This is a genomic window from Spongiivirga citrea, from assembly GCF_010671565.1.
GTDB lineage: Bacteria > Bacteroidota > Bacteroidia > Flavobacteriales > Flavobacteriaceae > Spongiivirga > Spongiivirga citrea.
Window position 1 is genome coordinate 476,097 of record NZ_JAABOQ010000003.1, and the last position, 22,783, is coordinate 498,879.

Sequence of the window (22,783 nt, forward strand, 5' to 3'; positions counted from 1 at the left end):
CACTTCTATTGTTGTTGCAAACAATAGTCTCAAAACAGTATTATTTTGGTTTAATTTGTGTGTTTAATCGGTAAAAAATGTTTTTTATCGAAATACACTATGCGTACATAACAACTTTATCCTCCACATCGCCATATATTTGTACCACCAAATCGAAAGACCATCTTACTTAACATTAAACATAATATTGAAAATTAAAATGATCAACCCGGTTACCTTTTTTTACTCTAAAATCTATACATACATAACCTACGCTGGTATTACTGAAGTGAACCCACACTTGCAGTCATCATTAATAGTAACAGCAACCCTCTGTTATTATTTACAACAAGCCATCAACTTGTTACCATTTGAACTTAACCCTACAGCACAGCTTATAACATTATTGTTATGTCCCCTTAGCCTATTTATATGCTATACATATTATAACAACGACGGTAGAGAGAAACAGCTTGAACGACTGAATCTAAATGAAAATGAAGATGAAAGAAGCCTAAACAATGCCTTAACAATTGCACTTGTTGTGCCAATGTTGGTTTTCTTTACCGTTACTGTTTTTAACCTATAACAGCCCCCTGCCCTTAATCTGTTAATTAACATTTTTAAGAACCGTACCTAAAACAAAGAGAACCCCTTTTCTTACGAAAAGGGGTTTTTAATTCGGTCCAAATGATTATCGAGCTTGGGTATTTACGAGCAACTTTCCGCTTTTATAGTTTTTCTTTGATGATTCGATATTATATAGATAAATTCCTGACTGTAATGATTGGATATCAACAAAATCGCGATCAGACGTAATTTCTTGGCGTAGAAGTAATCGCCCTTTTAAATCATACAGTTCAAGAATGACAACCTCTTCATCTTCTTTACTACTATAAACATTAAACCCTTTGTCAATTATCGGGTTTGGAAAAAGTAAATAAGGCTCTTTATCTGTAAAATAAAACGCACTTAAAATATCTGAGTTAATAATACTTCCTGCTACCGTATTAATTCGGAATTGATAGTTGTTTTGACCCAAACTAGGATCATCATCTTGCACAGTGATAAAAGCACTTGAAAGATCAGTCAGTGTTTCAATTAATTGTTCTTGTCCGCCAGCCAAAATTCTATATACCGATATGCTTTCAATATTACTTAGACTGCCTAACTCGCTTGTTAACAAAACGGCACTTTTATCCTCAGTTAACTCGGCAAAGGCGATAGTAAAATAACAGTTTTCAGTAAAATTTTGATGATTTATTGTTGGACTCCTGATTCCATCAGTAGTTTCGTTTAAAATAGGAGACACAGCAAAAAACGGACTTTCATAAGCGGTTTTTTGAAAAGTGAAAAGCGTGTCTGCTACCTGCGCCACTTCTTCTAGCTGACGACCTTGTAAATTATAAATACGATAGTTGCTTATTGCATCATTTTTAGGCCAACTTAGTTCAACCACGCCTTCACAATTTAACGGAACCCGAAGATTAAAAGCCTTGGTAATTGTAAATGGCGAAGACAGATAGTCAACATTACCAACCGTCATTCGTAATTGGGCAGTCCCAGTAAAATCCTCTGGTGGATTCCATTGATAAAAACCAGCATCAATATTCACTTCAGCATTAATTGGTTGCCAGACACCTTCATTATTATATTGAACAGACAAAATTCCTATAGTATTTTCTGAAAAAGACTGAGCCCAGCGCAAGGCATAAACGAACTCGCCATTGTAAGGATAATTCTCATTTTCTAGTGGATATGTCCAAGAAAATTGATCGGTTTCCTCCCAACTATACGCAAGCGAAAAAGCTTGGTCGCTAACCAAAGTATTTCCTATTACGCTTATTGTATAATTTCCTGGTGTAATCGTTTCCAATCCTATCTGTTCGATATTATTTAACGCATCAACCCCCCTTGTTGCGGGATTTTGAATTGCGCTTGCATTTGCTTCAATATTTAATACCCATGGAAGCGTTTCTTGGCTGGTTGGACTCGTAAGCTTTAAATCCAGATCATTAATCAATGCCATATTATCATTAACGTTGGCGGCAGGATCGGTCCAAGCTAAAGTGATCTTTAAGTTTGTGGCACTTTCGGGAATATCAATGATAAATGTTTTGGTTTGATTGGAGGAAATAACATCATTAATATACGATCCCTCCTTAACGATATCAACAGCCTTTTTCGCATTTAAACTGCCGTAACCTGATGAAAAATCGGGTCCTTGAGGACCAATATCATCAGCAGCATTTATAAGTACTGCTTTTATTAGGGAAGCGGCTGGTAAACTCCCTGTCTCATTTTCATAGGCTTCCTGTACTAAGTTTGCAGCACCAGAAACCATAGCCGCTGTATTCGATGTGCCTTCAAAACTATAGCCAACTAATTCGGGTTTAATCCGGCCATCATATGCAGGCCCTTTTGATGAGAAATCAGTTACCTGATTCAACTCGTCCATTGCACCAACTAGCAAGGTGTTTTTAGACATTTTAAAATTCCCTGTGATATTCGCGAAGCCAGCAATCCCAGAATACGCTCCGTTTTCTGAAGTTTCCAATCCGCTATTTCCTGAAGAGAAAACATGTAGCATTTGTGGGTTTTGAGCTACTAAATTGTCATATTCAAAAGCGAGTTCGCCATAAAAATTCTCGATCTCAGTGCCATACGAATGATTTTGAATACGCACTTGAGCGTTGTCTAAGATCATTTGAGAATCGGGAAACACTTCGTTAAAATCGGATAAAAAGATGGTTGCCTCAGAAGAAACCCCAAGGCTCGTTGCAGAACTATTTCCTAAGCCGCTGATAATCGTTGACATATCGGTAGCGTGATCATCCACAATTTCAGAAATGATAGGTGAATCGACATTTTTCCCAATTAGATCTATATCTTCCTGTCTAGATTGATTGTCTTTTACCCCAATTGTCTTAGTACTTCCTTTAAGTTCGGGAAAAGCATTTTTTAAGGTATTTATGCCGTTTATGGTTGTATTAAAATCATTAACTACTGACTCTTGCTTTGGATAAATAGCCTCATTCCCCACATAAATTACATCGGGGTTATTTAAAACCGCCTTATTAATGACTTCAATATTTGTTTTGACTACCAATCTTCCATTTTGTTGTTTTATAATATCTGCATTGTATGCTCTTAGAGTGTTAGCAATAGTTCTAGTATTCGCTTTTGATTTTATGATGAAGATCCTTTTGCTGTTATTATTAAACGAGAAGTTGTTAGATAATTTCCAGTTATTATTAACAGGAGTAAATTCAGAATGCATTATTTCTGAAAATACAATATGATGATTTTTATCTAGACGTCTTATAACTTCATGATCAGCCCCCTTTTCATCATTATGGAGGTGAATTAAATAATAATTTGACGGTTCTTTCTTATCCTTGGAAGCAGATTCTATATCCGCCAAATAATCCCATTTTTTACAGCTAGAAAGTTGCTGTCCGATGCTTGACCAGATCGCACAAAAAAGACATACGAACGAGAAGAAATACTTCATTTTGTTTAATGAGTAATTTTTATTAATTCAACACAATTTATGAAAAAAGAGCATCAAATTTAGTTAAATACTAAATTTCCTACAATTAATTAGGAAAATACCCTTCGGTATTGCGAATAGTGCAATTCGTCGATCAGCCCTCTGAACATCATTGCTGATCGATGAACGTAATTGATGATTTTACAGTTTTTCAATTAAAAAACTAAGAAATCTCTATTTTTTTGTGACATTTTAACTAATTATTTGAAAAATATCTATTCTTCCTTATCTTTATAGGGTTCTTTTAAATATATGCTTCAATTTTAAAAATCAAACATTAACCAAAATTAACTTAGCGATGAAAAAAGTTAGTAAACTGGTTGTATTGTCCTTATTATCTATAGGATTATTTACAACTTCATGTGAAAAAGAAAACACAGACCTTATCGAAGACGACGCGAGTATCGAAGTCTCCGAAGAAATTAAAGCCAAATTAACCTCATTGGCTTTCAATCCGTCCGATGTACAAGTAACTGATTTTGTTTTACCAGACGGTTCAACAGAAAAACGTTACCTAGTAGAAGGAGATATTGCCCTTTCTAAAGAGTATATCGAAACTATGGAACTAAATGGCGGAGTAACAAGTGAGCAATATAGAACCAACAATTTAGTTAGCGCACCAAGAACACTTCGTGTAATTGGTTACACCGGTGGTGGTGGTTTCGGGCTTAGCCAAAGTGGACGCACTGGATTGCAATGGGCAATTAATAATTATAACCGTGAAAATCTTGAACTTAATTTTCAATTAGATTTCGGAACTAACTATCAATCTTACGATATAGTAGTTTATAATAATCCGAACCAAAGTGGTTCAGGTGGTTCTGCTGGTTTTCCTTCAAACGGAAACCCAAATAAGTTTGTACAAATTTATGGCCTTAGTGGATCTAGCAACAATGTAAATGAACATGTAATTGCTCATGAAATTGGTCACTCTGTTGGGTTTAGACACACCGACTACTTTAGTCGTCAAAGTTGTGGTCAAAACGTAAACGAAGGACAAGCTGGAGTTGGTGCGGTACGTATTCCTGGAACACCTGCCGGTTTTGACCCAGGATCTATTATGTTAGCTTGCTTTAGTAACAGTACAGACGGCGAGTGGAACAACAATGATATTATTGCATTAAATTTCTTGTACTAATCAATTAAACAGTATATATTTTAAAGAATCAAAGCGCAGCCAAATGGCTGCGCTTTTTTTATGGGTATTTGACAAAATACTATTTTACTGGTGTTTAAAAAAATTGCTACTTTTAAAAGGCTAATAATCAACCTTAACACCAACTGCCATGTTCCTTCTTTTTCTAAAGAGGTTAAGCCTTTTCCTCATTTGCATAAGTGCATTCGCTTTAACTGGATGCGAACCAAAAAAAGAATCCTTATTTAATGGCAAAAACCTCGACGGCTGGAAGGCCTATGGTACAGAAAAATGGTATGTGCAAGATGGTGAACTTATATGTGAAAGTGGTTCTGATGCGCAATACGGTTACTTAGCTACTACTGAATTCTACGACAATTTTGTGCTTTCTCTTGAATTTAAACAAGAAGCTGATGGTAATAGCGGAGTGTTCTTTCGTTCTACTATAGAAGGAACGAAAGTGAGTGGATGGCAAGTTGAAGTGGCACCACCAAATAAGGCTACAGGAGGTATTTACGAATCGTATGGTCGTGGTTGGCTTATTAAACCAGAGTCTTATAAAGAACGAGCCTTGAAAATGGGTGAATGGAATACAATGGAAATACGAGTTGAAGGTCCTGTGGTCACTACTTGGCTAAATGGGATAGAAATGATTCAACTATCGGACAATAAAATAGGAGAAGGAAAAGGGAGTATCGCATTACAAATTCATGATGGCGGAGGTATAAAAGTAAAGTGGAAAAATATCTATATACAACAACTATGAGTTCAAACAACCGAAGAAGTTTCATCAAAAAAGCTGGACTTGCAAGCTTAGGGGCTATGTCAACACCAATACTTAGCTCAGCGGCTGACAACAGTACTTTTCAATTACTAAAAAGGGCGACCAATTTTACGAGCAAAGCTACCCTTAATTATGCGGTTATAGGCGCAGGAATAATGGGTATGGAAAACCTTAAGACCGCCCTGATGCATGAGGGTGTCAACTTTGTTGCTGTATGTGATTTATATGAAGGAAGGATTGCTGATATTAAAAAAGAATATGGTAAAAACATATATTCATCCTATGACTATAAAGATATTTTAAAACGAAAAGATGTTGATGTTGTTATCATTGGGACACCGGATCATTGGCACAAACAAATAGCAATTGATGCGCTGAATGCCGGTAAGCATGTGTATTGCGAAAAACCAATGGTGCATAGTGTTAAAGAAGGAATGGATTTGATTAATGCTTGGAAAAAGTCGGGCAAAATCATGATGGTAGGAAGTCAAGGTTTATCATCACTAGGAAATGAAAAAGCAAAAGAGCTTTTGGCCGCTGGCGCCATAGGAGAACTAAATTATGCTGAAGGTTTCTGGGCGCGGCATTCGCCCGTTGGGGCATGGCAATATGCTATTCCTGATGATGCTTCGTTAAAAACTGTGCGATGGAAAAAATATATTTCCAATACTACTGACAGACCTTTTGATGCCATGCGCTTTTTTAGGTGGCGTAATTATTTGGATTATGGAACAGGAATGTCAGGAGATTTGTTTGTTCATTTATTCTCCAGTCTACACTTCATTACAAACTCAAAAGGGCCGAACAAAATAAGTGCGCTTGGGGGATTACGTTATTGGAAAGACGGGCGTGAAGTACCCGATGTTCTTTTAGGTTCATTTAGCTATCCTGAAGCAAAAGAACATCCAGGATTTAATCTATCGCTACGGTGTAATTTTGTAGACGGCACTAGTGGTACCACTTACTTACGAATTGTAGGAAGCAAAGGCTCTATGGATGTAAAATGGCGAGAGGTTGTTTTACGCACTAATAATGTATCGACTGACGATCCTTTCGAATTGGCTAAAATGAAAGAAAAAGGAATTCAACCAACCCAACGCAAGAAGATATTACCACCAACTGAAACTGTTTTTAAGGCGGAAGAAGGGTATAAAGGAGCTCATTACGATCATCATGGTAATATGATGAATGCCATTAGAAATAACGGCAGCGTTATCGAAGACCCTATTTTCGGATTTAGAGCTGCTGCTCCTGCCTTATTGTGTAACGACAGCTACTTTAATGACCAATTTATGAAATGGGATCCTGAAAACATGAAAGTAATTTAGCCATTGAAATTCTTATAAAACAAACCTGCCTGCCGATAGGCAGGTTCCAATATTAAAAGTTATGTCTCATAATTTCTTTAAAATTTCCAAATTCGGACTATCCCTTATTGTTCTTGGTCTATTGGCTTTTTCTTGTAAGGAAAAACCAAAAAAAGAAGAGGTTCCTATTGCCGAAGAAAAGGTCGAACCCGAACAAACATGGATCGCTCTTTTTGATGGCACCTCAACAGATGGCTGGCGCGGTTTCAACTCAGAAACATTACCTAAAAGTTGGGTGATTGAAGACGGCTGTTTAAAATCGTTAGGCACAGGTGGGGATCTTGGTGGTGACATCGTTTATGGTGCTAAAGAATTTGAAAATTTTATTCTAAAAATGGAATGGAAAATTTCAGAGGCAGGCAATAGTGGTATTTTTTATCATGTACAGGAAGGTGAACAGTACGAGTCGCCATATCAAAATGCGCCAGAATATCAAGTCTTAGATGATATTGGTTTCCCTCCTCCCTTAGAAGATTGGCAAAAACTAGGCGCTGATTATGCGATGTACCCTGCAGATACAACTCAAAAGATTGTAAAACCGGCGGGTGAATGGAATACCTCTAAAATTGTCTTCACGACTGATAATGTTGAGTATTGGTTAAATGGGAAAAAGGTCGTACAGTTTGATCCTTGGTCAGACGACTGGAACGAACGAAAAGCCGAAGGCAAATGGAAGGATTATCCTGATTATGGTGTTGCCAAAAAAGGATTGATCGGACTACAAGACCATGGAAGTTTTATTTGGTACAAGAATATTAAGATAAAGGAGCTTTAGTTTATCTCGTTCTTTAGTGATCCTTGATACATATTAAAGGTAAATAGTTTTTTGCTTATTTATAACAAATAAAACCCTCGTCAAATAAATATGACGAGGGTTTTTAGTTTAAGAATTATTCTGTTTAATTGTTGCAATTGCTTTATTCCGAGGCTTTGTCTTTATCTTCTGCCATCATTTTTTCATCCTCTTTCAAAACACGTTCATGTTCAGCTTTGATTTTTTCATGTTCTTGCTCCATTGTTTCATGTTCAGCTTTCATTGCTTCGTGTTCGCTAGTCATTTCTTCTAACGACATTTCTCCTGAACCGTGTTTAGTTTCTAACTCAGCATGGTTTAGGATTAGTGATTCGTGCGATGTAATTAGCTGTTTATGTTTAGCTAGTATTGCACTGTGCGCTTTTTCCATCTCTAAATGGATGGAATCATTTTCTATTGTCTGATGCGCTGCTAGCATTTTTTCGTGGCTATCACTCATGGCGTCATGTGTTTTGCTCATCGCATCATGAGATGCTTCCATTAACTTATGCTCCTCAACCATTGCCTTGTGCTCCGGTGTTTCGGCTGGGTTTTGTTTACAGGAAAAAGCAAATAAAACTGCAGCAAAAAGTACTAATTTGATTGGTGCTTTCATATTGATAATTATTTAGTTTATGTGTAACTATTACTTGCTATTTGTGCAACTTACATCTTAAGCTACAAATGAATATTAAGTAATTGATTATCTCTTTAGGATATACGTCCTAATCGACCAACTAGATGTTGCTAAAGATTTTGTCAATACTCAATGACATGATTAAAAAGAAACATCATGTGGTATCTTATGCTTATACCCTACAGGAAAACGATCCTGCCAAATATGTATTTAAACAAGCATGTAAAGATGGTAAAATAGCATTGAGTTATGAGAGCGGAAAACTAGGTAATGTTCAAAAAGAAGCGGTTATCTTGATTACTGATGGTGTGTATCGCATGCTAGAAGAATTGACGATGTATCCGAAATCTGTTGAAAGTGCAAGTACTAGTTTTGCGAGTCTGAATAACCAAAAATATATTGATGCCGATGTTAGTGGCATATTTTATAGTGATCTTAAAGCTGGTGATGCCGTAAAAAAAGGTGATCGAGTGGGTTATATTACAGATGAATTTGGAAAAGTCATTTCTAGACAAAAAGCGCCAGTTTCGGGAATCGTTTTATACAAAATAGCAATACCACCAGTTAATATTGATGATACAATTATGTGTATTAGCTATAAAGAATGATTAGTTATTGCTTTAATTACTCTTTTTCTAAGCCATCTAAATCTCTGATGTGAAAGAAGCTCGAGGTGTTCCAAATTCGTTATAGGAGGGAGAGGTATAAATACATAAACAACTCCAAAGGCGTCGCATGAAGGTTTCAAGTTTTTTTATGCCGTAGGAGGTGTATGGAATAGTGATCACTTATCAATCTTTAAAAAAAACAGGCGGCCTAAACGATAATTAAGCCACCTGCTTGAGTAAGTGGGGGTTGTTAAATGTATAGTTACTCTACTATCTCATAACTCACTACTTCTGTAATAATCCTAGGGGATCTATGCCAAAATATGGCTAAAATTCATTCAGTTTGACATATTCTAAATTGCTATTTCACTGATACTTTTCTCTGCTTTTAAAGAAGCACCCAGACCAACTTGCTTCTTTAAACATCTACTTTTATGACTATTCATAATCTTATCCTATTAATTAGGGCCTACTAATTCTAATAGTTAATATATATCCATCCCGCTAGTCGAGAGGTTCTTTCTTGACCGAGGTCTATTACATAATAATAAGTCCCAACGGGAAGTTTTGATCCTATCCCAATAACATGTTTACTCGTCGAAGTTCCTTCCCAATTATTTGAATACCCCTTTGCACTAAATACTTCATGCCCCCACCTATTAAAGAGTTGAACATTATTATTTGGAAAAAGGGTGATGTTTTCTATGACCCAGGTATCATTAATGCCATCACCATCTGGAGAAAATGCTTTCAACACCCTAACTCCACATAAATCTGGGTCTAACAAATCCAAAATTCCATCATTATCACAATCTCCATTATGTACATTCCCGTTTTCATCTAGATTTTCTTCACTATCTGAGCTTCCGTCTCCATCACTATCGGCATTTCTAGGATCAGATCCTAGATCTACTTCCAGTCCATCATCTATTCCATCACCATCGGTGTCGTTATTATTGAGATCGGTACCTAAAATCTGTTCTTCTTCATTATCAAGCCCGTCTGCATCTGAATCTGAATCCGTTGGATTGGTTCCGTTGATTATTTCATCCCCATCGTATATCCCGTCACCATCACTATCAGCCCTTAATGGATCGGTTCCGACTATAGCTTCTTCTGCATTGGTCAATCCATCATTATCTTGGTCATAACTATTTTCTGTATTATCAACAGTTAGTGTTACTACTGCTACCGCACTTTCATAGCTGTTTATAGTTTCTGTCACAGATACTGTAGTAGTTACATCATCTGTACTTGTAACCCTAAAGTCAGAATTTGTTGAATTGTCGGGATCTGTAGTAGAAATTGGCCTAGTCAATTTGGCATCACTATACCATCGTAGGTTTGTTCCAATAGCTGCAGGTAACCTAAAAATGGTGTCTCCTAAAGTATTAAATCTGCTTAAAAAATCGCCAGGGCTCATCGCTTGAGCTACTGCACTATAATTCTTAGCAGAAAACTCAAGACCTGCATTAATTCCTAATGACTCTATAGAATTCCCCTTGTAGGATGTTATATAATCAGTAATTGCAGTTTGCGAAAACATTGATTGGTAACAGATTACAAAAAATAAAAGCGAACAGCTCTTTTTAAATCTTAAAAATGAGAAATGACTAATAATTAATTGTTTTTATAAAATTTAGTATTCGCATTCCAGGGGTTATGCCCTTAGACGCTTTGGGTATTCGTGGCTTTTGCCTATATCACAGATTCACAGATATTTAATATTTGCGCATTGATTGTCAGAAGGTTTATACTGCCAATATTTAATTCTGCAATATAATTTTGAAGAGTACTTTTAGGTTGTGGGATGCCGTCAAAAAGCGTGTGGAAAAGCCGTAATTGTTAAATCAATTCCTTTTCTCTCGCCACTTTTAGTAATTCTTCATTGTCGCTTTTTTCAATTCCTAAAAGTGTTTTGATGTTATTTTTGCGCTTTTCTATAGCACTAAGTGAGAGGTTAATATATTGAGGAAGATTTTTCGTTTTTATCCCTTTTGAAAGATAACTAAGGATTTTCAAATTAACCTCATCTAACAATTCATTGTTATGTATACGATTTCTTAAATAGCGATGTATTGTGCTACTATAATAAGTTTGATTATTTAAAATAGTTTTTAATGCCGTTTGAAGCATTTCGGGGGTTACATCACTCTTAACAAGCAAACCGTCTGGGTTAATCTTCTTTATCAATCTGTTTATTAACAAGTTGTCACTTAAAGAAGTAATAAAAACAATTCTGCTGTCCGGAAACCAGTGTTTTGCCCTAAATGCCACGTCCTCACCAGATGTTATTTTCCCATCTACCGACTCTGGTATTCTAATATCGATAAGAAGAAGATTATATGGAGATAGTTTCTCTGCTTGGATAAGCTTTTTCCTTGCATTATCACCATTAGTCGCTACATCAATATGGAGCTCATAATCTTCCGAAAAAGTATCATTTAATATTCTTTTATAACTATCTACGACTAGGGGGTGGTCTTCTGTTATTAATACATTTATCCTGCTTTTCATTTTTTCCACTTATCATTAAAGTATGTTAAAATATGTTAAATTCTAGAGTTGCGAAAATTACATGCTACAATAAATACCCAAGTACAGTGGTTCAATATGAAAATTATGGTAAAACCGTAATTATGAAGTTGCCGTAGTGATTAGGTAATGTACTAAATAAATCCTCTGGTTCGAGCTTCTTCAATTAACTTATCGTCACCACCACTTTCAATATCAAAAAAAGCCTTTATCTTGTTTTTTCTCTTTTCAATTGCACTAAGTGATAAGTTAATATGATCTGAAAGATCTTTAGTCCTTATTCCCTTAGATATTCCGAGTAAGATCTTAAGGTTTATATCGTCTAGCAAGAATTCATTTTGAATCCGTTTTTTTAATATTTCATTTACCTTACCACAATAAAATGTCTGCTTTTGAGCCAATGCTAAAAAGCACGCATAAAGAATATCTGGTGTAAGTCCAGTTTTAATAATTAATGATTCCGGGTCAATATTTTTAATCGTTTCTCTAATAGTAGGACCATCATTTATAGAACTGAGTATGACTAGTCTTGCACTAGGAAATGATTCTTTTAATTTAGAAACGAACTCAAAACCTGTGGTTAAAACTTCTGTTTTTTCAGATGGAAAGTGAATATCGCTAATAATTAGATCATACGGTTTCGAATTCTTTCTACTTGCTATACAATCGAGTCCTTCTTTTATGGAGTAAGCTGCATTTATTGAAACTTTTGGGTTTCCCCTAAGTCTAAATGCTTTTATAACTTTCTTACAAGCATCAACACACATGGGGAGACTATCCACTATTAAAACACATATTTCTCTCTTCATTGTCTGGGTTGGTTATTGAAATTCTGTTTAACATTATTAAACGTGTAAACTTATTAACACTTGACAAAATAAAAGAGATTTTTGAAATAATTGTATCAACTATATCGTTAAAATGTAATAAAAATCAGTTTAAATGCTTTTTCTAATGTTTTTAAGAAGAAATGAACACCCTCTTGTAAGGTTAAACAAAATTGAAAGTACGGATTTATGAAGTGGAGTTTCGAATAATTTGAATTAAAAAGGCACAATCGCACCCATCTTTTTTACGGATTAACCGTAAGGTGTCAAGAAAACTAGCTGCTACATTTGTGGTCTCAAGGTTAAGGTAGTAAACCCTCTCACGAACACCTATGATCTCGTACTAGTATTACCTTTTTTAGTTATGAAATAATAGGGGGCTATATAATTTGTTTGTGAGAGGTTACTTAACGGGAATCATTTCTTTTCCCTAATTATGCTCCGAACAATTCGAATTCCCTAACATCATCATCGAGATAATCTCGGCAACCCTTATTCTTATCCCTTTCGAATTGATGAACAGAAAAAGCATCAAGGCTTTTTCTACTAGGGCAGTTGGTCAATTATTAGCTACAATTGTTTGTTTAATGACTTCTTTATGGTTTCTTTCGATTATACATGCCATTAATTTTTTACTAATGCTCCGTGGATATATAAAATGGAAAAAAGAAGTGTGTAATTCTATTAATGTGGCAACGACTAAAATATAAATAATCTTCGTTTTATGAAATCAAGTTTTTCCGATATACTTAAAAGCGCACCAACAGTACTAGTCGATTTTTATGCTGATTGGTGTGGACCTTGTAAATCTTTAGCTCCTATTTTAAAACAAGTAAAAGATGAGCTTGGTGATGATATTAAAATTGTAAAAATTGATGTTGATAAAAATCAGCCGTTAGCTGCTACTTATCAAGTTCAAGGTGTGCCTACACTGATACTTTATAAAGATGGAAAGCAAGTATGGCGCCAGTCAGGGGTTATCCCAAAACATCAATTAATTCAGATTATTAAAGGAAATTAATGATAATTCTTATTTCGCCCGAAGAAACGGGCGAGAATGAAATTGATGTGTTACATCAAATTTTTGAAGCTGGAGACATCGTTAAAAAAGGAGAAAAGGTTGGTTATATTACTGATGAATTTGAAGAGACCATCTCGGAATTCAAAGCCCGAGTTTCTAGAACTATTTTATATAAAATAGCCACACCCCCGGCTAATATTGATGATACACTCATATGTATTCGCTATAAAGAATAAGACAATTTTCACTTGCTGGCGATAATTCGGAATTCATTCTCCGCTGTAGCAAAGCAGAGGGCCTGAAAAAATTTTGTAACACTTTCGACAAACCGTGGTATTTCTATAAAATATTAATACCACAATCATGTCACAATCAATCAAAAAAAACTGGCTTATTGGCTGTCTCGTAATTTTTACAATCGGCTTAAATGCTCAAAAACCCAACAAGAAAGATACTGGAGTACATATGGTGTCTTTTAGTATGTATGGAAACAATCCTGATGTTACTTCAGGACAATGGTTTGCTACCATTGAAAATGGGGAAATCTGTTTTCAACTGACTAAAAGAAAGGGAAACCAAGGCTCTTTTAATATCAACATTTGTTATCCTCAAGCATCGTTTGCCAATTTTGGTGAATCTAAAGACCGTTTTATCTGGAAACGAGAAAGTGGGACCATGGTTTTAAATGGCAGTTTTAATGAAAAACAAGCTATGGGCACTTACCAACTTTCAATAAACGATGATTTCCGTAGTTTTCTAAAACATCAAGGAATATTGATGAGTGGTAATGACGACTATTCTTTTTTTAAGCTTTTTCTTGGGGATGTTACTAAATCGTATGTAACCGGCTTAAAAAAGTTTGATTACCCTTCGCCTTCTATTAAACAACTTGCTAAACTAGGTTTGCATAGTGTTAGTTTAGATTATATCGAAGCCATATCGAAAACAAAATACCGTGATGTCGATTTAGATATGATCTACAAGTTTGCAATACACGGTGTTACTATAGACTACATCAATGCGTTGAATAAAATAGGTTATGGTGATATCCAAGCTAACATGCTCAAAAAGTTTGCAGTTCATAAGATTAGTATTGATTATATTAAGCAACTTGCAGCAGCAGGCTATAGTGATCTTGATGCTGACATGATCAAAAAATTTAAGATTCATGATGTAAGCCCTGCTTATATTAAAAGTCTTTCCGCTGCTGGGTATAACAACTTGTCGCCAAATGACTTGAAGAACCTTGCAACTCATCATATCGATATTGACTATATTAAATCATTAGTCAATACTTCAATTGATAAACCCAGTGCTTCACAAATCAAGAAAGCCAAAATTCATCATGTCACGTCAGATTTTATCGAAAATGAAATTAAGAAAGGAAGGATCTCGAAAGATCTTTCCTACTATATCAAGCTAAAAAGACGCAGAATTTAATGAGATTATTTATCAAGTTCGAAATCCACTTGCTTCAGGCAGGTGGATTTTAAATTATATCAAAAGTATTACACCATTCTCCCGTCTAATAAGTTGATCGTTCGGGTACCGTACTCAGCATTTTTTTCTGAATGTGTTACTTGAATAATCGTCACACCTTCCTCATTTAATTCCTTAAAAATTCCCATAATCTCTTCCCCTTGACTTGAGTTTAAGTTCCCGGTAGGTTCATCAGCCAAAATAAGTTTAGGGTTCGATATCAATGCTCTTGCAATACCAACCAGCTGTTGTTGCCCTCCGCTTAATTGAGTTGGAAAAAGGTCTTTTTTACCAACGATGTTGAATCGGTCTAACATATCAGCCACCATAGCTTTGCGTTCAGAACCTTTTAGTTTTTTATAAAGCAACGGCATTTCTAGGTTTTCCTGCACAGTCAATTCATCTAGTAAATGATAGGATTGAAATACAAAGCCAATGTATCTTTTGTAGAGATCAGCTCGATGCTTTTCTTTTAGATCATGAACTGATTCATCCATAAAATTGTATTCACCTTCATTAAAACCATCAAGCATTCCTATGACATTTAGTAAAGTGGTTTTACCTGAGCCAGAAGGTCCCATAATTGATATAAACTCCCCCTCTTCGACATTAAAATTTATGTCTTTTAACAAGAATGTTTGCTGGCCTCCTGTTTTGACCCATTTAAATATGTTGTTTAATTGTAGTAACATAATGTTGTTTCTTTTATCTATTTGATTGATTCTTTATTTTTCTGAGTATACTTATTATAATGATATAACTATTCCGTCTTTAAATTATCAATTACTTTATTATTTGAAGCCTTTAGGGTTTGTATAAAAATAAGCATCAAGCTAGTTCCCGCTACAATCAAAATTCCCCAAAAGAAAGCTGAAAATCCGATAGTGATTTTATACACATAATTTTGAAGCCAAAGCGTAATTATATAGTACGATAGTGGAATAGCAAATACGATTGCAAACACCATTACTACCGCAAACTCCTTAACAAATAACTGACTAATATTACGTTTAGAAGCACCTAAGACTTTACGTACTCCTATTTCTTTTATTCGCTTTTGAATGCTGAGTGATACCAAACCAAATACCCCGAGTAACACAATTATAAAAGCTAACACAGAAGCACTATATGACGCTTTTCGTAATTGCAATTCATTGGTATATAGCGTCGCTAAAGTTTCATCAAAAAAGTCAAACTTGAACGGTGCGTTGGGCATTAATTCTTGCCATTTTGATTTTATCATTGCCAATTGACCCTGCATATTTCCCGGTCTTAGCTTAAAAGTAAAATAACGGTAATACAGTGCTGCTTTTACATCAACATATACTTGTGGTTTTATAGGCGTATGTAAGGATTCAAAATGAATATTACCGATTACGCCTACTACCGTAAGTGGTTCTTCTTGATTGACATTTTTTAGCTGCTTCCCGATTGCCATTTCAGGGCTTTCAAAACCTAAAGATTTTACAGCTTGCTCATTAATTAAAACAGCATCGGCATTTGGTACTCCTTTTTCAAAAACTGCTCCTGCTAATAAGGGGATTTGATATGTGTCAAGGTAATTTTCATCGATCATCATACCCTGTGATACTACTTTAGATTCAGATGATGCATCTGATCTGTACAATTGAAGTTGGAATCCGTTATTGCCATTCGGAATTTCATAGGATAGACTTGCATTCGACACCTCAGGCAAAGTTTCAAACTCATTTCTGATTGTGATCATTTTCTTCACCCCATCTTCTGTCCAATCTCGTGGTGTAGCCGCCGAAACAAGGTATTCTTTTTGGTAGCCAAGATCTTTTTCAAAAAAGAAATCGATTTGTTTGGTGATTAAAAAAGCGGCTATTAAAACGACTAAGGCTAGCGTAAATTGAAAGCCTACAAGTAGCTTTCGTACAAAAATCGTCTTGCTTGATATTTGCAATTTTCCTTTTAAAGATTGAATGGGTTGCAGAGCAGAAAGAATAAATGCAGGATACACTCCAGCAACTAATCCAATAGTCAAGGCAATAAAAAATGGTATAGCAATAAAATAGCCCGGAAATGCGGAAAGTGGAATAATTTCTTTACCTATAACCTGCTCAAATAAACCCCCTAAAAAAGGATAAGCACCAACCGCCAAAAAAGTCGCAATGCTAACTAGTATTATTGACTCAGCTAAAAATTGAAAAACAAGTTGTTTCTTTTTTCCACCTAAGACTTTACGGATACCTATTTCTCGCATACGGTCACTTGAAAAGCTTACCGCAATGTTTATAAAATTAATAATCGCCATACCAATAATAAACAGTCCTATAAAACCTAACGTGTAGAGCATTCGCTTTACCAACCCACTATTCTTGTTCAAATAATAATCGGTTAGTTTTACTGGGACGATGGTTAGGTTATTTCTTGTTCCTTCGGAAGCGTGGTCATTTAAAATATTTCGTAGTGGCTGTTCTAAATCTTTTGGTGTAACACTAGGTTGTAGCTCTACATAAGACAAAAAAATGGGCAACTCCCAATTATCAAAGTCGGCGCGATCAAAAAATTGAGATGAGTTTTTTGCGATGAAAAATCCGTTATAGGCATCGTTAATGTAAGAGATTGAATTCTCATTTAAGTCAGCTAAAACTCCAGTGATTTTAAAATCTTGAAGTGCTCCTGAAAAATTTTCAATGGCAACTGTTTCACCTACTACTTGTACCTTACCAAAATATTTAATGGCTTTTTCTTCAGTTATTACTAGTGAGAATGGCTCGTTAAAAACTGTAGACGCATCGCCTTGTAGCAATTCAAAACCAAATTGATCGAGTAAAGATGGATCTCCAATCTGAATTCCTTCTCTTAACTTTGTATTTTCTTTAACAACGACTGATCGAATTCCATCCCATCTATAGTAATTAGCAACTAAATGCGGATATGTTTCTTTTAGTATTGCAGCAGGAGGTCCTAAAGACACAAAATCAGGTCCCATATTTTGGTCTGTCCACTTACTGGTTAGTATGTATTGATTATCTGCGTTTTTAAGACTTCTATTTACATGATATTCTTGCCAAACATAAGCACCAATTAATAACACAAAAGCAATGCCTGCAAAAAGACCTAAAATGTTAATGCATGCATATAGAGGTCTCTTTCTTAGACTCCTCCAGGCTATTTTTAGATAGTTTTTAAGCATGCTTTTTGATTTAATCTATTCTTTTCTATTTACACTTTCTTGTAATCATTTACCGTACATCATTTTATTCTGTTCGTAAGTTTTTTATGGGGTTAGACAAGGCGGTTGTAATACTTTGATAACTAACTGTTGTAAGTGTAATTAAGAAAACGGTAATAGCTGCTATTGCAAACATCCACCATGAAATATTGATATGGTACGCAAATACCTGTAACCATTCATTCAAATAATACCATGATAATGGAATAGCGATTACAAGGGCAAGTAAAACCAGCTTAAAGAAATCTTTTGACAAGAGGTTTACCAAACTTATTGTGGTAGCTCCCAACACTTTTCTAATTCCTATTTCTTTGATTCTTTGCTCCGCCATAAAAGCAGACAAACCGTAAATACCCAGGCATGAAATGAAAATAGCAAGGATGGCTAACATATTAAATATCATACCCATTTTTTGTTCCCCGTTATACATGTTTTCTAAATCAGTGTCTAAGAAAGAATACGTAAATGGGAAAGCAGGGTTTAACTCTGTATAAATATTTTCAAGAGCCTCAATACTCGCTTGGGTCTGGTTTATCGTGGTGCGTATCGCTAAAAACCGAGCGTCATTATTGCGTTGTGTCAAAACCAGTGGTTCAATATCGTATTGCAACGGTTTAAAATGAAAGTCTTTAACAACACCTATAACTTGTGCATCGATGTCATTAAAGGCAAATTTTTCGCCAATAATATTGTCGAGGTTTTTACCCATTAACTTCATCAACGTCTCATTGATTACAAGGTTTTTACCGTTGATGTTAAATTGATCATTGAAACCTCTCCCTGCCAATAATTCAATACCAAATAAATCTATAAATCTATCATCCATTCTTAAATCAGGAACCACCAGACCATCATTTTCATCTTTTCCTTCCCAAGATATATCAGTCGTACCCGTATCCAAGTCTGTTGGCATATTACTAAAAACTGAATAATTTTTTAAAAGCGGATTTTGCTGTAAAGTTGCCTTCAAAGCATCTTGCTTTTCACGCATTTCGCCTCTAAAAGGAATTATAATCATATTACTTTTGTCAAAGCCCAGATTCTTATCTTTAATAAAATTTAGTTGATTATAGACCACCGCCGTACCCACTATTAAAACAGTTGAAATAACAAATTGCATAGTCACCAGGCCGTTTCTGAAAAACAAATTCCCTCCCGTTTTTTTTAGGTTGCCTTGAAGTACTTTAATCGGATTAAATCCTGATAAATATAATGCTGGATAGCTACCTGCAAAAAAGCCCGTTACTAAAACGATGACTAAAAGACCCAGCCATAAATAGCCATCAGTAATATCAATACTCAATACTTTTCCTGAAATTTCATTAAAAAATGGTAAAGCCAATAAGACCAAGCCAACAGCAATTAGTAAGGAAATACAAGACAGCAACATAGACTCACTTAAAAACTGAAGTATTAGTTGACCTCTATGGGCGCCAATCGCTTTCCGCATACCAACTTCTTTAGCTCTTTTTGCAGAACGGGCTGTTGAAAGATTCATAAAATTGATACAGGCCACCACTAAAATGAAAAGAGCAACAATAAAAAATATATTAACATATTGAATGTTTCCGTGTCCAGCAACATCTAACTGCAAATCCGAATATAAATGAATATCTGCTAAGGGTTGAAGTCGAAAATTAAAAATGTCATTGTCTAACCGCTCATCTGCAATAGCATTAATCTTTGCTTCTAAATCGCTTACTCCTGTATCAGAAAGCGCTACATTTTTGTTTAATTTAAAATAAGAGTAATAATCAAAATTCCCCCAAGTTTTATTTACGAAATTTTTATTTTCCTTGGCAATGGTTGCCGTAGGAGCTATAAAATCAAATTTGAAATGTGAATTAGGCGGTAAATCTTTGAGTACACCTGTAACCTTCCAGTTTTTTGAATCATTAAATTTGATTGTTTGACCCAAAGCATCTTCTTCACCAAAATACTTTTTGGCCATAGACTCTGTCAATACTATGGTATTAGGATCTTTAAGAGCTGTACTTTTTGCCCCTCGTACCAAAGGAAAATCAAAAAAAGAAAGAAAATTATTATCAACGTACATGAAGTTTTTCTCTTCATATACAGTATCATCCACGTTAAAAAGTACATCTTGAAATTTTGTAATTCTAACTATAGATTCAATTTCTGACAGTTCATCTCTTAGATCAGGTCCCATTCCGGCGGAAGAAACTGCTGTCTTAAAATCTCCAGAATTGACAATAAATCGGTATGTTCTTTCAGAGTCTATATGAAATTGATCATAGCTTACTTCATTTTGTACCCATAATAAAATAAGAATACTACAGGCCATACCAGTTGATAGGCCAAGAACATTAAGAATAGAAAAAGATTTACTCTTAACAAGGTTCCTCCAAGCGATTTTGATATAGTTCTTAAACATTAGTTTTTTGATTTATTTATAGTGATTGATGATTTTGTTATTCCGCTCGTAAACTTTTCACAGGATTTGCAATTGCCGCTTTAAAAACCTGCGCTCCGACCGTAATAAATGCAATAAGAATGGCAACAAATGCGGCAGCGACAAATAATTGCCACCCTATACTAATTCGGTATGCAAAATTCTCAAGCCATCGATTTCCTAAAAACCATGCTAACGGACTCGCAACCAACATTGCCAACATTACTAGCCTTAAAAAGTCTTTTAGTTGCATTGAGGTAATACTAAATATTGATGCTCCCAGAACACGTCTTATTCCAACTTCCTTTTTGCGCTGTTCTGTCGTGAAAGAAGCAAGCCCAAATAAACCAATACAAGCGATGAAAATGGCAATTAACATGAATCCATATACAACAGTTGAAGTTTGTTTTTCTGCCTTGTAATTGGTGTTAAATCGCTCATCTAAAAAAGTATATTCAAAGGGTGTATCTGGATTTACTTTGTTCCAAACACTTTCAATACTTTTAATGGTTGCTGCTAAATTTTGATCGTTTAAAGTCGCAATAAAATAGCTTGGCTGATTATCGCCAAGACTTGCTAGGGCATAAGCGTCAATAGGTTCGTGTAGACTTTTAAAATTAAAGTCTTTTACCACACCTATAATTTCCATTTCACTTTTAATAGCCCCTCGCTCGTAAAAGACTCTTTTGCCTATCGCTGTTTCAGCTGTGTATCCTACTTTTCTGACCGCAGTTTCATTTAAGATTAATGAAAGTGAATCTACCGTATTGTTTTTAGTAAAATCACGCCCAGCTATTAAAGTGTAACCAAGCGTTTGAGTATAGTCGTCCAGTACTTGTGCATAACGCGTCCAAGTAGCATTTTCATTGGTTTGTTCTTCACCATAAAATGAGGTGTCACTTAATATTTGAATACCGGGATATGCATCTCCTGCTGTTGCAGATAGGATATTAGGATCTTTTAAAAGCTCGTTTTTTAAAGTTGAATAATTTTCTGCTGCATTTGGGTTACTGTATGGGATTAGTAATTGTCGTTCTTTTTTAAAACCCATGTCTTTGTTTTGCAAAAACTCCATTTGTTGCCATATTACACCGCCTACTAGAATTAGTGCTGCTGATATGGTAAACTGAAATACAACCAATCCTTTACGAATGTTTTTAGCAGAAATTGTGTTAATCAATTTGCCTTTTAAAACAGTTATAGGTTTAAAAGATGATAAGTAAAAGGCGGGATATAGGCCTGAAAGCAATCCTGTTATTAAGGCTAAACCTCCTATAAAAATTAAAAGACTTGGATATTGGGTAAGTACTAATTCTTTATTGGTAATGTCGTTAAAAAACGGCATGAAAAGCATAACTAGTACAATTGCAATTACCAATGAGATTAAACATAGCAGCAACGATTCTCCTAAAAATTGAAAAACCAACGAATTTTTGTTCGCTCCTAGTACTTTTCGCATACCAACTTCTTTAGCCCTTTTTTCTGATCGAGCAGTGGACAAGTTCATGAAGTTTATGCAGGCAATAATTAGTAAAAAAGCCGCTATAGCACTAAAAATATAAATGTAGGTCATGCTGCCATTTTGGTCTATTTCCCACATCATATTTGACTTTAAGTAAATGTCCTTTATAGGCTGAAGTAGATAGCGCCTTTCTACATTCATTGCTGCCAATTGTTCTCCTATATGACGATCAACAAAAGCTGGCAATTTTTCTTCAAAAACCAACTCACTACTTCCTTTTTTCAACTTTAAATAGGTGTGAAAAAGATTATTCCCCCATATCCCTTCTTGAGAGTCTACCCAATTACCAATACCTCCGTTTTTCATGGAGATTAGTAGCTTGGCATTAATGTGTGATTTGTTATCAGTTTTAAAAACGCCATCGATAGTATATATTTCGGATCCGTACGGCGTTTCAACTTCAATAGTCTTACTTATCGGATTTACATCTCCAAAAAACTTGAAGGCGGTTTCTTCAGATAAAACGATAGTATTTGGTTTTTTAAGTGCAGTGTTGGCATTTCCGTACTTAAAATCATAGCTTAAAACCTGAAAGAAAGTAGAGTCTACATAGTAGCCATTTGTTTCATAAAGTTTCTTTTCTAACGATTTATCTTTTAAAAGAAATTTATCAACGTTTGGAAACTTTAAAAAGGTTGCTATCTGTTCAATTTCTGGAAATTCATTTTTAAGTTCTGTTGACATTGGCCCAGCCGTCGTCGCTAAAGAATTGTCTTCAGACTCCATATAAACACGATAGATTCTATCTCCATCGACGTGATGTTTGTCATAACTAGTCTCGTCTAAAATGTATAGAATTAATAGTAAGCAGGTAGCTAGGCCAACTGCTAATCCGAAAATGTTGATAGATGAGAAAAGCTTGTTTTTAAGGAGATTTCTCCAGGCTATTTTTATATAGTTTTTAATCATGGTTTGATGTTTTGATTGA

Annotated in this window: 18 protein-coding genes; 9 read left to right on the forward strand and 9 right to left on the reverse strand. The window is 35.1% G+C overall.

Annotation, left to right across the window (positions count from 1 at the left end; all coding sequences use genetic code 11):
- Positions 1 to 187: 187 nt before the first annotated feature.
- On the forward strand, positions 188 to 568 hold the full coding sequence (locus GWK10_RS08855; RefSeq protein WP_204263108.1) for a hypothetical protein: 381 nt from the start codon (positions 188 to 190) through the stop codon (positions 566 to 568).
- 105 nt (positions 569 to 673) lie between these two features.
- Here GWK10_RS08855 and GWK10_RS08860 read toward each other — a convergent pair whose 3' ends face one another.
- On the reverse strand, positions 674 to 3,493 hold the full coding sequence (locus tag GWK10_RS08860; RefSeq protein WP_164031691.1) for a S8 family serine peptidase: 2,820 nt from the start codon (positions 3,491 to 3,493) through the stop codon (positions 674 to 676).
- A gap of 337 nt (positions 3,494 to 3,830) precedes the next feature.
- On the opposite strand from GWK10_RS08860, the gene GWK10_RS08865 reads away from it, so the two are divergent.
- The 4 genes from GWK10_RS08865 to GWK10_RS08880 all read left to right on the forward strand — a co-directional run bounded on the left by GWK10_RS08865 (position 3,831) and on the right by GWK10_RS08880 (position 7,593).
- Complete coding sequence (locus GWK10_RS08865; RefSeq protein ID WP_164031692.1) at positions 3,831 to 4,670, forward strand: M57 family metalloprotease; 840 nt, start codon at positions 3,831 to 3,833, stop codon at positions 4,668 to 4,670.
- A gap of 148 nt (positions 4,671 to 4,818) precedes the next feature.
- Positions 4,819 to 5,433, forward strand: a complete 615-nt coding sequence (locus GWK10_RS08870; protein ID WP_164031695.1) for a 3-keto-disaccharide hydrolase — start codon at positions 4,819 to 4,821, stop codon at positions 5,431 to 5,433.
- Positions 5,430 to 6,779, forward strand: a complete 1,350-nt coding sequence (locus GWK10_RS08875) for a Gfo/Idh/MocA family protein (protein WP_164031697.1) — start codon at positions 5,430 to 5,432, stop codon at positions 6,777 to 6,779. The genes GWK10_RS08870 and GWK10_RS08875 overlap by 4 nt, the downstream gene beginning before the upstream one ends.
- A gap of 61 nt (positions 6,780 to 6,840) precedes the next feature.
- Positions 6,841 to 7,593: a 3-keto-disaccharide hydrolase gene (locus GWK10_RS08880; RefSeq protein ID WP_164031699.1), complete on the forward strand. Its 753-nt coding sequence runs from the start codon at positions 6,841 to 6,843 to the stop codon at positions 7,591 to 7,593.
- A gap of 142 nt (positions 7,594 to 7,735) precedes the next feature.
- Here the strand turns inward: GWK10_RS08880 and GWK10_RS08885 are convergent, their stop codons facing one another.
- Positions 7,736 to 8,227: a hypothetical protein gene (locus GWK10_RS08885; RefSeq protein ID WP_164031701.1), complete on the reverse strand. Its 492-nt coding sequence runs from the start codon at positions 8,225 to 8,227 to the stop codon at positions 7,736 to 7,738.
- A 158-nt stretch (positions 8,228 to 8,385) separates the two neighbouring features.
- Here GWK10_RS08885 and GWK10_RS08890 point away from each other — a divergent pair, with 158 nt between their 5' ends.
- Positions 8,386 to 8,856 (forward strand): succinylglutamate desuccinylase/aspartoacylase family protein, encoded by a 471-nt coding sequence (locus GWK10_RS08890; RefSeq protein ID WP_164031703.1) that lies wholly within the window; start codon positions 8,386 to 8,388, stop codon positions 8,854 to 8,856.
- A gap of 478 nt (positions 8,857 to 9,334) precedes the next feature.
- Here GWK10_RS08890 and GWK10_RS08895 read toward each other — a convergent pair whose 3' ends face one another.
- From GWK10_RS08895 to GWK10_RS08905, 3 genes are all read right to left on the reverse strand, one after another.
- Positions 9,335 to 10,402, reverse strand: coding sequence for a gliding motility-associated C-terminal domain-containing protein (locus tag GWK10_RS08895; RefSeq protein ID WP_164031705.1), 1,068 nt, complete (start codon positions 10,400 to 10,402; stop codon positions 9,335 to 9,337).
- A gap of 299 nt (positions 10,403 to 10,701) precedes the next feature.
- Positions 10,702 to 11,373: a response regulator gene (locus tag GWK10_RS08900; RefSeq protein WP_164031707.1), complete on the reverse strand. Its 672-nt coding sequence runs from the start codon at positions 11,371 to 11,373 to the stop codon at positions 10,702 to 10,704.
- A 152-nt stretch (positions 11,374 to 11,525) separates the two neighbouring features.
- Entirely contained in the window at positions 11,526 to 12,200 is a 675-nt protein-coding gene (locus GWK10_RS08905) for a response regulator (protein ID WP_164031709.1), read from the reverse strand.
- 742 nt (positions 12,201 to 12,942) lie between these two features.
- Between GWK10_RS08905 and trxA the strand changes: the two genes are divergently transcribed.
- The 3 genes from trxA to GWK10_RS08920 all read left to right on the forward strand — a co-directional run bounded on the left by trxA (position 12,943) and on the right by GWK10_RS08920 (position 14,679).
- Complete coding sequence (gene trxA, locus GWK10_RS08910; protein WP_164031711.1) at positions 12,943 to 13,239, forward strand: thioredoxin; 297 nt, start codon at positions 12,943 to 12,945, stop codon at positions 13,237 to 13,239.
- A complete protein-coding gene (locus tag GWK10_RS08915) occupies positions 13,239 to 13,475 on the forward strand; it encodes a hypothetical protein (RefSeq protein WP_164031713.1) in 237 nt (78 codons plus the stop codon). The genes trxA and GWK10_RS08915 overlap by 1 nt, the downstream gene beginning before the upstream one ends.
- A 127-nt stretch (positions 13,476 to 13,602) precedes the next feature.
- Positions 13,603 to 14,679 (forward strand): hypothetical protein, encoded by a 1,077-nt coding sequence (locus tag GWK10_RS08920; RefSeq protein ID WP_164031715.1) that lies wholly within the window; start codon positions 13,603 to 13,605, stop codon positions 14,677 to 14,679.
- A 68-nt stretch (positions 14,680 to 14,747) separates the two neighbouring features.
- Here GWK10_RS08920 and GWK10_RS08925 read toward each other — a convergent pair whose 3' ends face one another.
- The 4 genes from GWK10_RS08925 to GWK10_RS08940 all read right to left on the reverse strand — a co-directional run bounded on the left by GWK10_RS08925 (position 14,748) and on the right by GWK10_RS08940 (position 22,764).
- Positions 14,748 to 15,410 (reverse strand): ABC transporter ATP-binding protein, encoded by a 663-nt coding sequence (locus tag GWK10_RS08925; protein WP_164031717.1) that lies wholly within the window; start codon positions 15,408 to 15,410, stop codon positions 14,748 to 14,750.
- Between the two features lie 68 nt (positions 15,411 to 15,478).
- Positions 15,479 to 17,881, reverse strand: a complete 2,403-nt coding sequence (locus GWK10_RS08930; protein WP_164031719.1) for an ABC transporter permease — start codon at positions 17,879 to 17,881, stop codon at positions 15,479 to 15,481.
- Between the two features lie 64 nt (positions 17,882 to 17,945).
- Positions 17,946 to 20,315 (reverse strand): ABC transporter permease, encoded by a 2,370-nt coding sequence (locus GWK10_RS08935; RefSeq protein WP_164031721.1) that lies wholly within the window; start codon positions 20,313 to 20,315, stop codon positions 17,946 to 17,948.
- Between the two features lie 37 nt (positions 20,316 to 20,352).
- On the reverse strand, positions 20,353 to 22,764 hold the full coding sequence (locus GWK10_RS08940) for an FtsX-like permease family protein (RefSeq protein ID WP_164031723.1): 2,412 nt from the start codon (positions 22,762 to 22,764) through the stop codon (positions 20,353 to 20,355).
- Positions 22,765 to 22,783 lie beyond the last annotated feature (19 nt).

Coding starts and splice junctions, on each gene's coding strand:
- GWK10_RS08925 (WP_164031717.1), bottom strand. CDS start 15,410: ATGTTACTACAATTAAACAACATATTTAAATGGGTCAAAACAGGAGGC.
- GWK10_RS08915 (WP_164031713.1), top strand. CDS start 13,239: ATGATAATTCTTATTTCGCCCGAAGAAACGGGCGAGAATGAAATTGAT.
- GWK10_RS08935 (WP_164031721.1), bottom strand. CDS start 20,315: ATGTTTAAGAACTATATCAAAATCGCTTGGAGGAACCTTGTTAAGAGT.
- GWK10_RS08905 (WP_164031709.1), bottom strand. CDS start 12,200: ATGAAGAGAGAAATATGTGTTTTAATAGTGGATAGTCTCCCCATGTGT.
- GWK10_RS08860 (WP_164031691.1), bottom strand. CDS start 3,493: ATGAAGTATTTCTTCTCGTTCGTATGTCTTTTTTGTGCGATCTGGTCA.
- GWK10_RS08900 (WP_164031707.1), bottom strand. CDS start 11,373: ATGAAAAGCAGGATAAATGTATTAATAACAGAAGACCACCCCCTAGTC.
- GWK10_RS08895 (WP_164031705.1), bottom strand. CDS start 10,402: ATGTTTTCGCAAACTGCAATTACTGATTATATAACATCCTACAAGGGG.
- trxA (WP_164031711.1), top strand. CDS start 12,943: ATGAAATCAAGTTTTTCCGATATACTTAAAAGCGCACCAACAGTACTA.
- GWK10_RS08930 (WP_164031719.1), bottom strand. CDS start 17,881: ATGCTTAAAAACTATCTAAAAATAGCCTGGAGGAGTCTAAGAAAGAGA.
- GWK10_RS08870 (WP_164031695.1), top strand. CDS start 4,819: ATGTTCCTTCTTTTTCTAAAGAGGTTAAGCCTTTTCCTCATTTGCATA.
- GWK10_RS08920 (WP_164031715.1), top strand. CDS start 13,603: ATGTCACAATCAATCAAAAAAAACTGGCTTATTGGCTGTCTCGTAATT.
- GWK10_RS08890 (WP_164031703.1), top strand. CDS start 8,386: ATGATTAAAAAGAAACATCATGTGGTATCTTATGCTTATACCCTACAG.
- GWK10_RS08865 (WP_164031692.1), top strand. CDS start 3,831: ATGAAAAAAGTTAGTAAACTGGTTGTATTGTCCTTATTATCTATAGGA.
- GWK10_RS08880 (WP_164031699.1), top strand. CDS start 6,841: ATGTCTCATAATTTCTTTAAAATTTCCAAATTCGGACTATCCCTTATT.
- GWK10_RS08940 (WP_164031723.1), bottom strand. CDS start 22,764: ATGATTAAAAACTATATAAAAATAGCCTGGAGAAATCTCCTTAAAAAC.
- GWK10_RS08885 (WP_164031701.1), bottom strand. CDS start 8,227: ATGAAAGCACCAATCAAATTAGTACTTTTTGCTGCAGTTTTATTTGCT.
- GWK10_RS08875 (WP_164031697.1), top strand. CDS start 5,430: ATGAGTTCAAACAACCGAAGAAGTTTCATCAAAAAAGCTGGACTTGCA.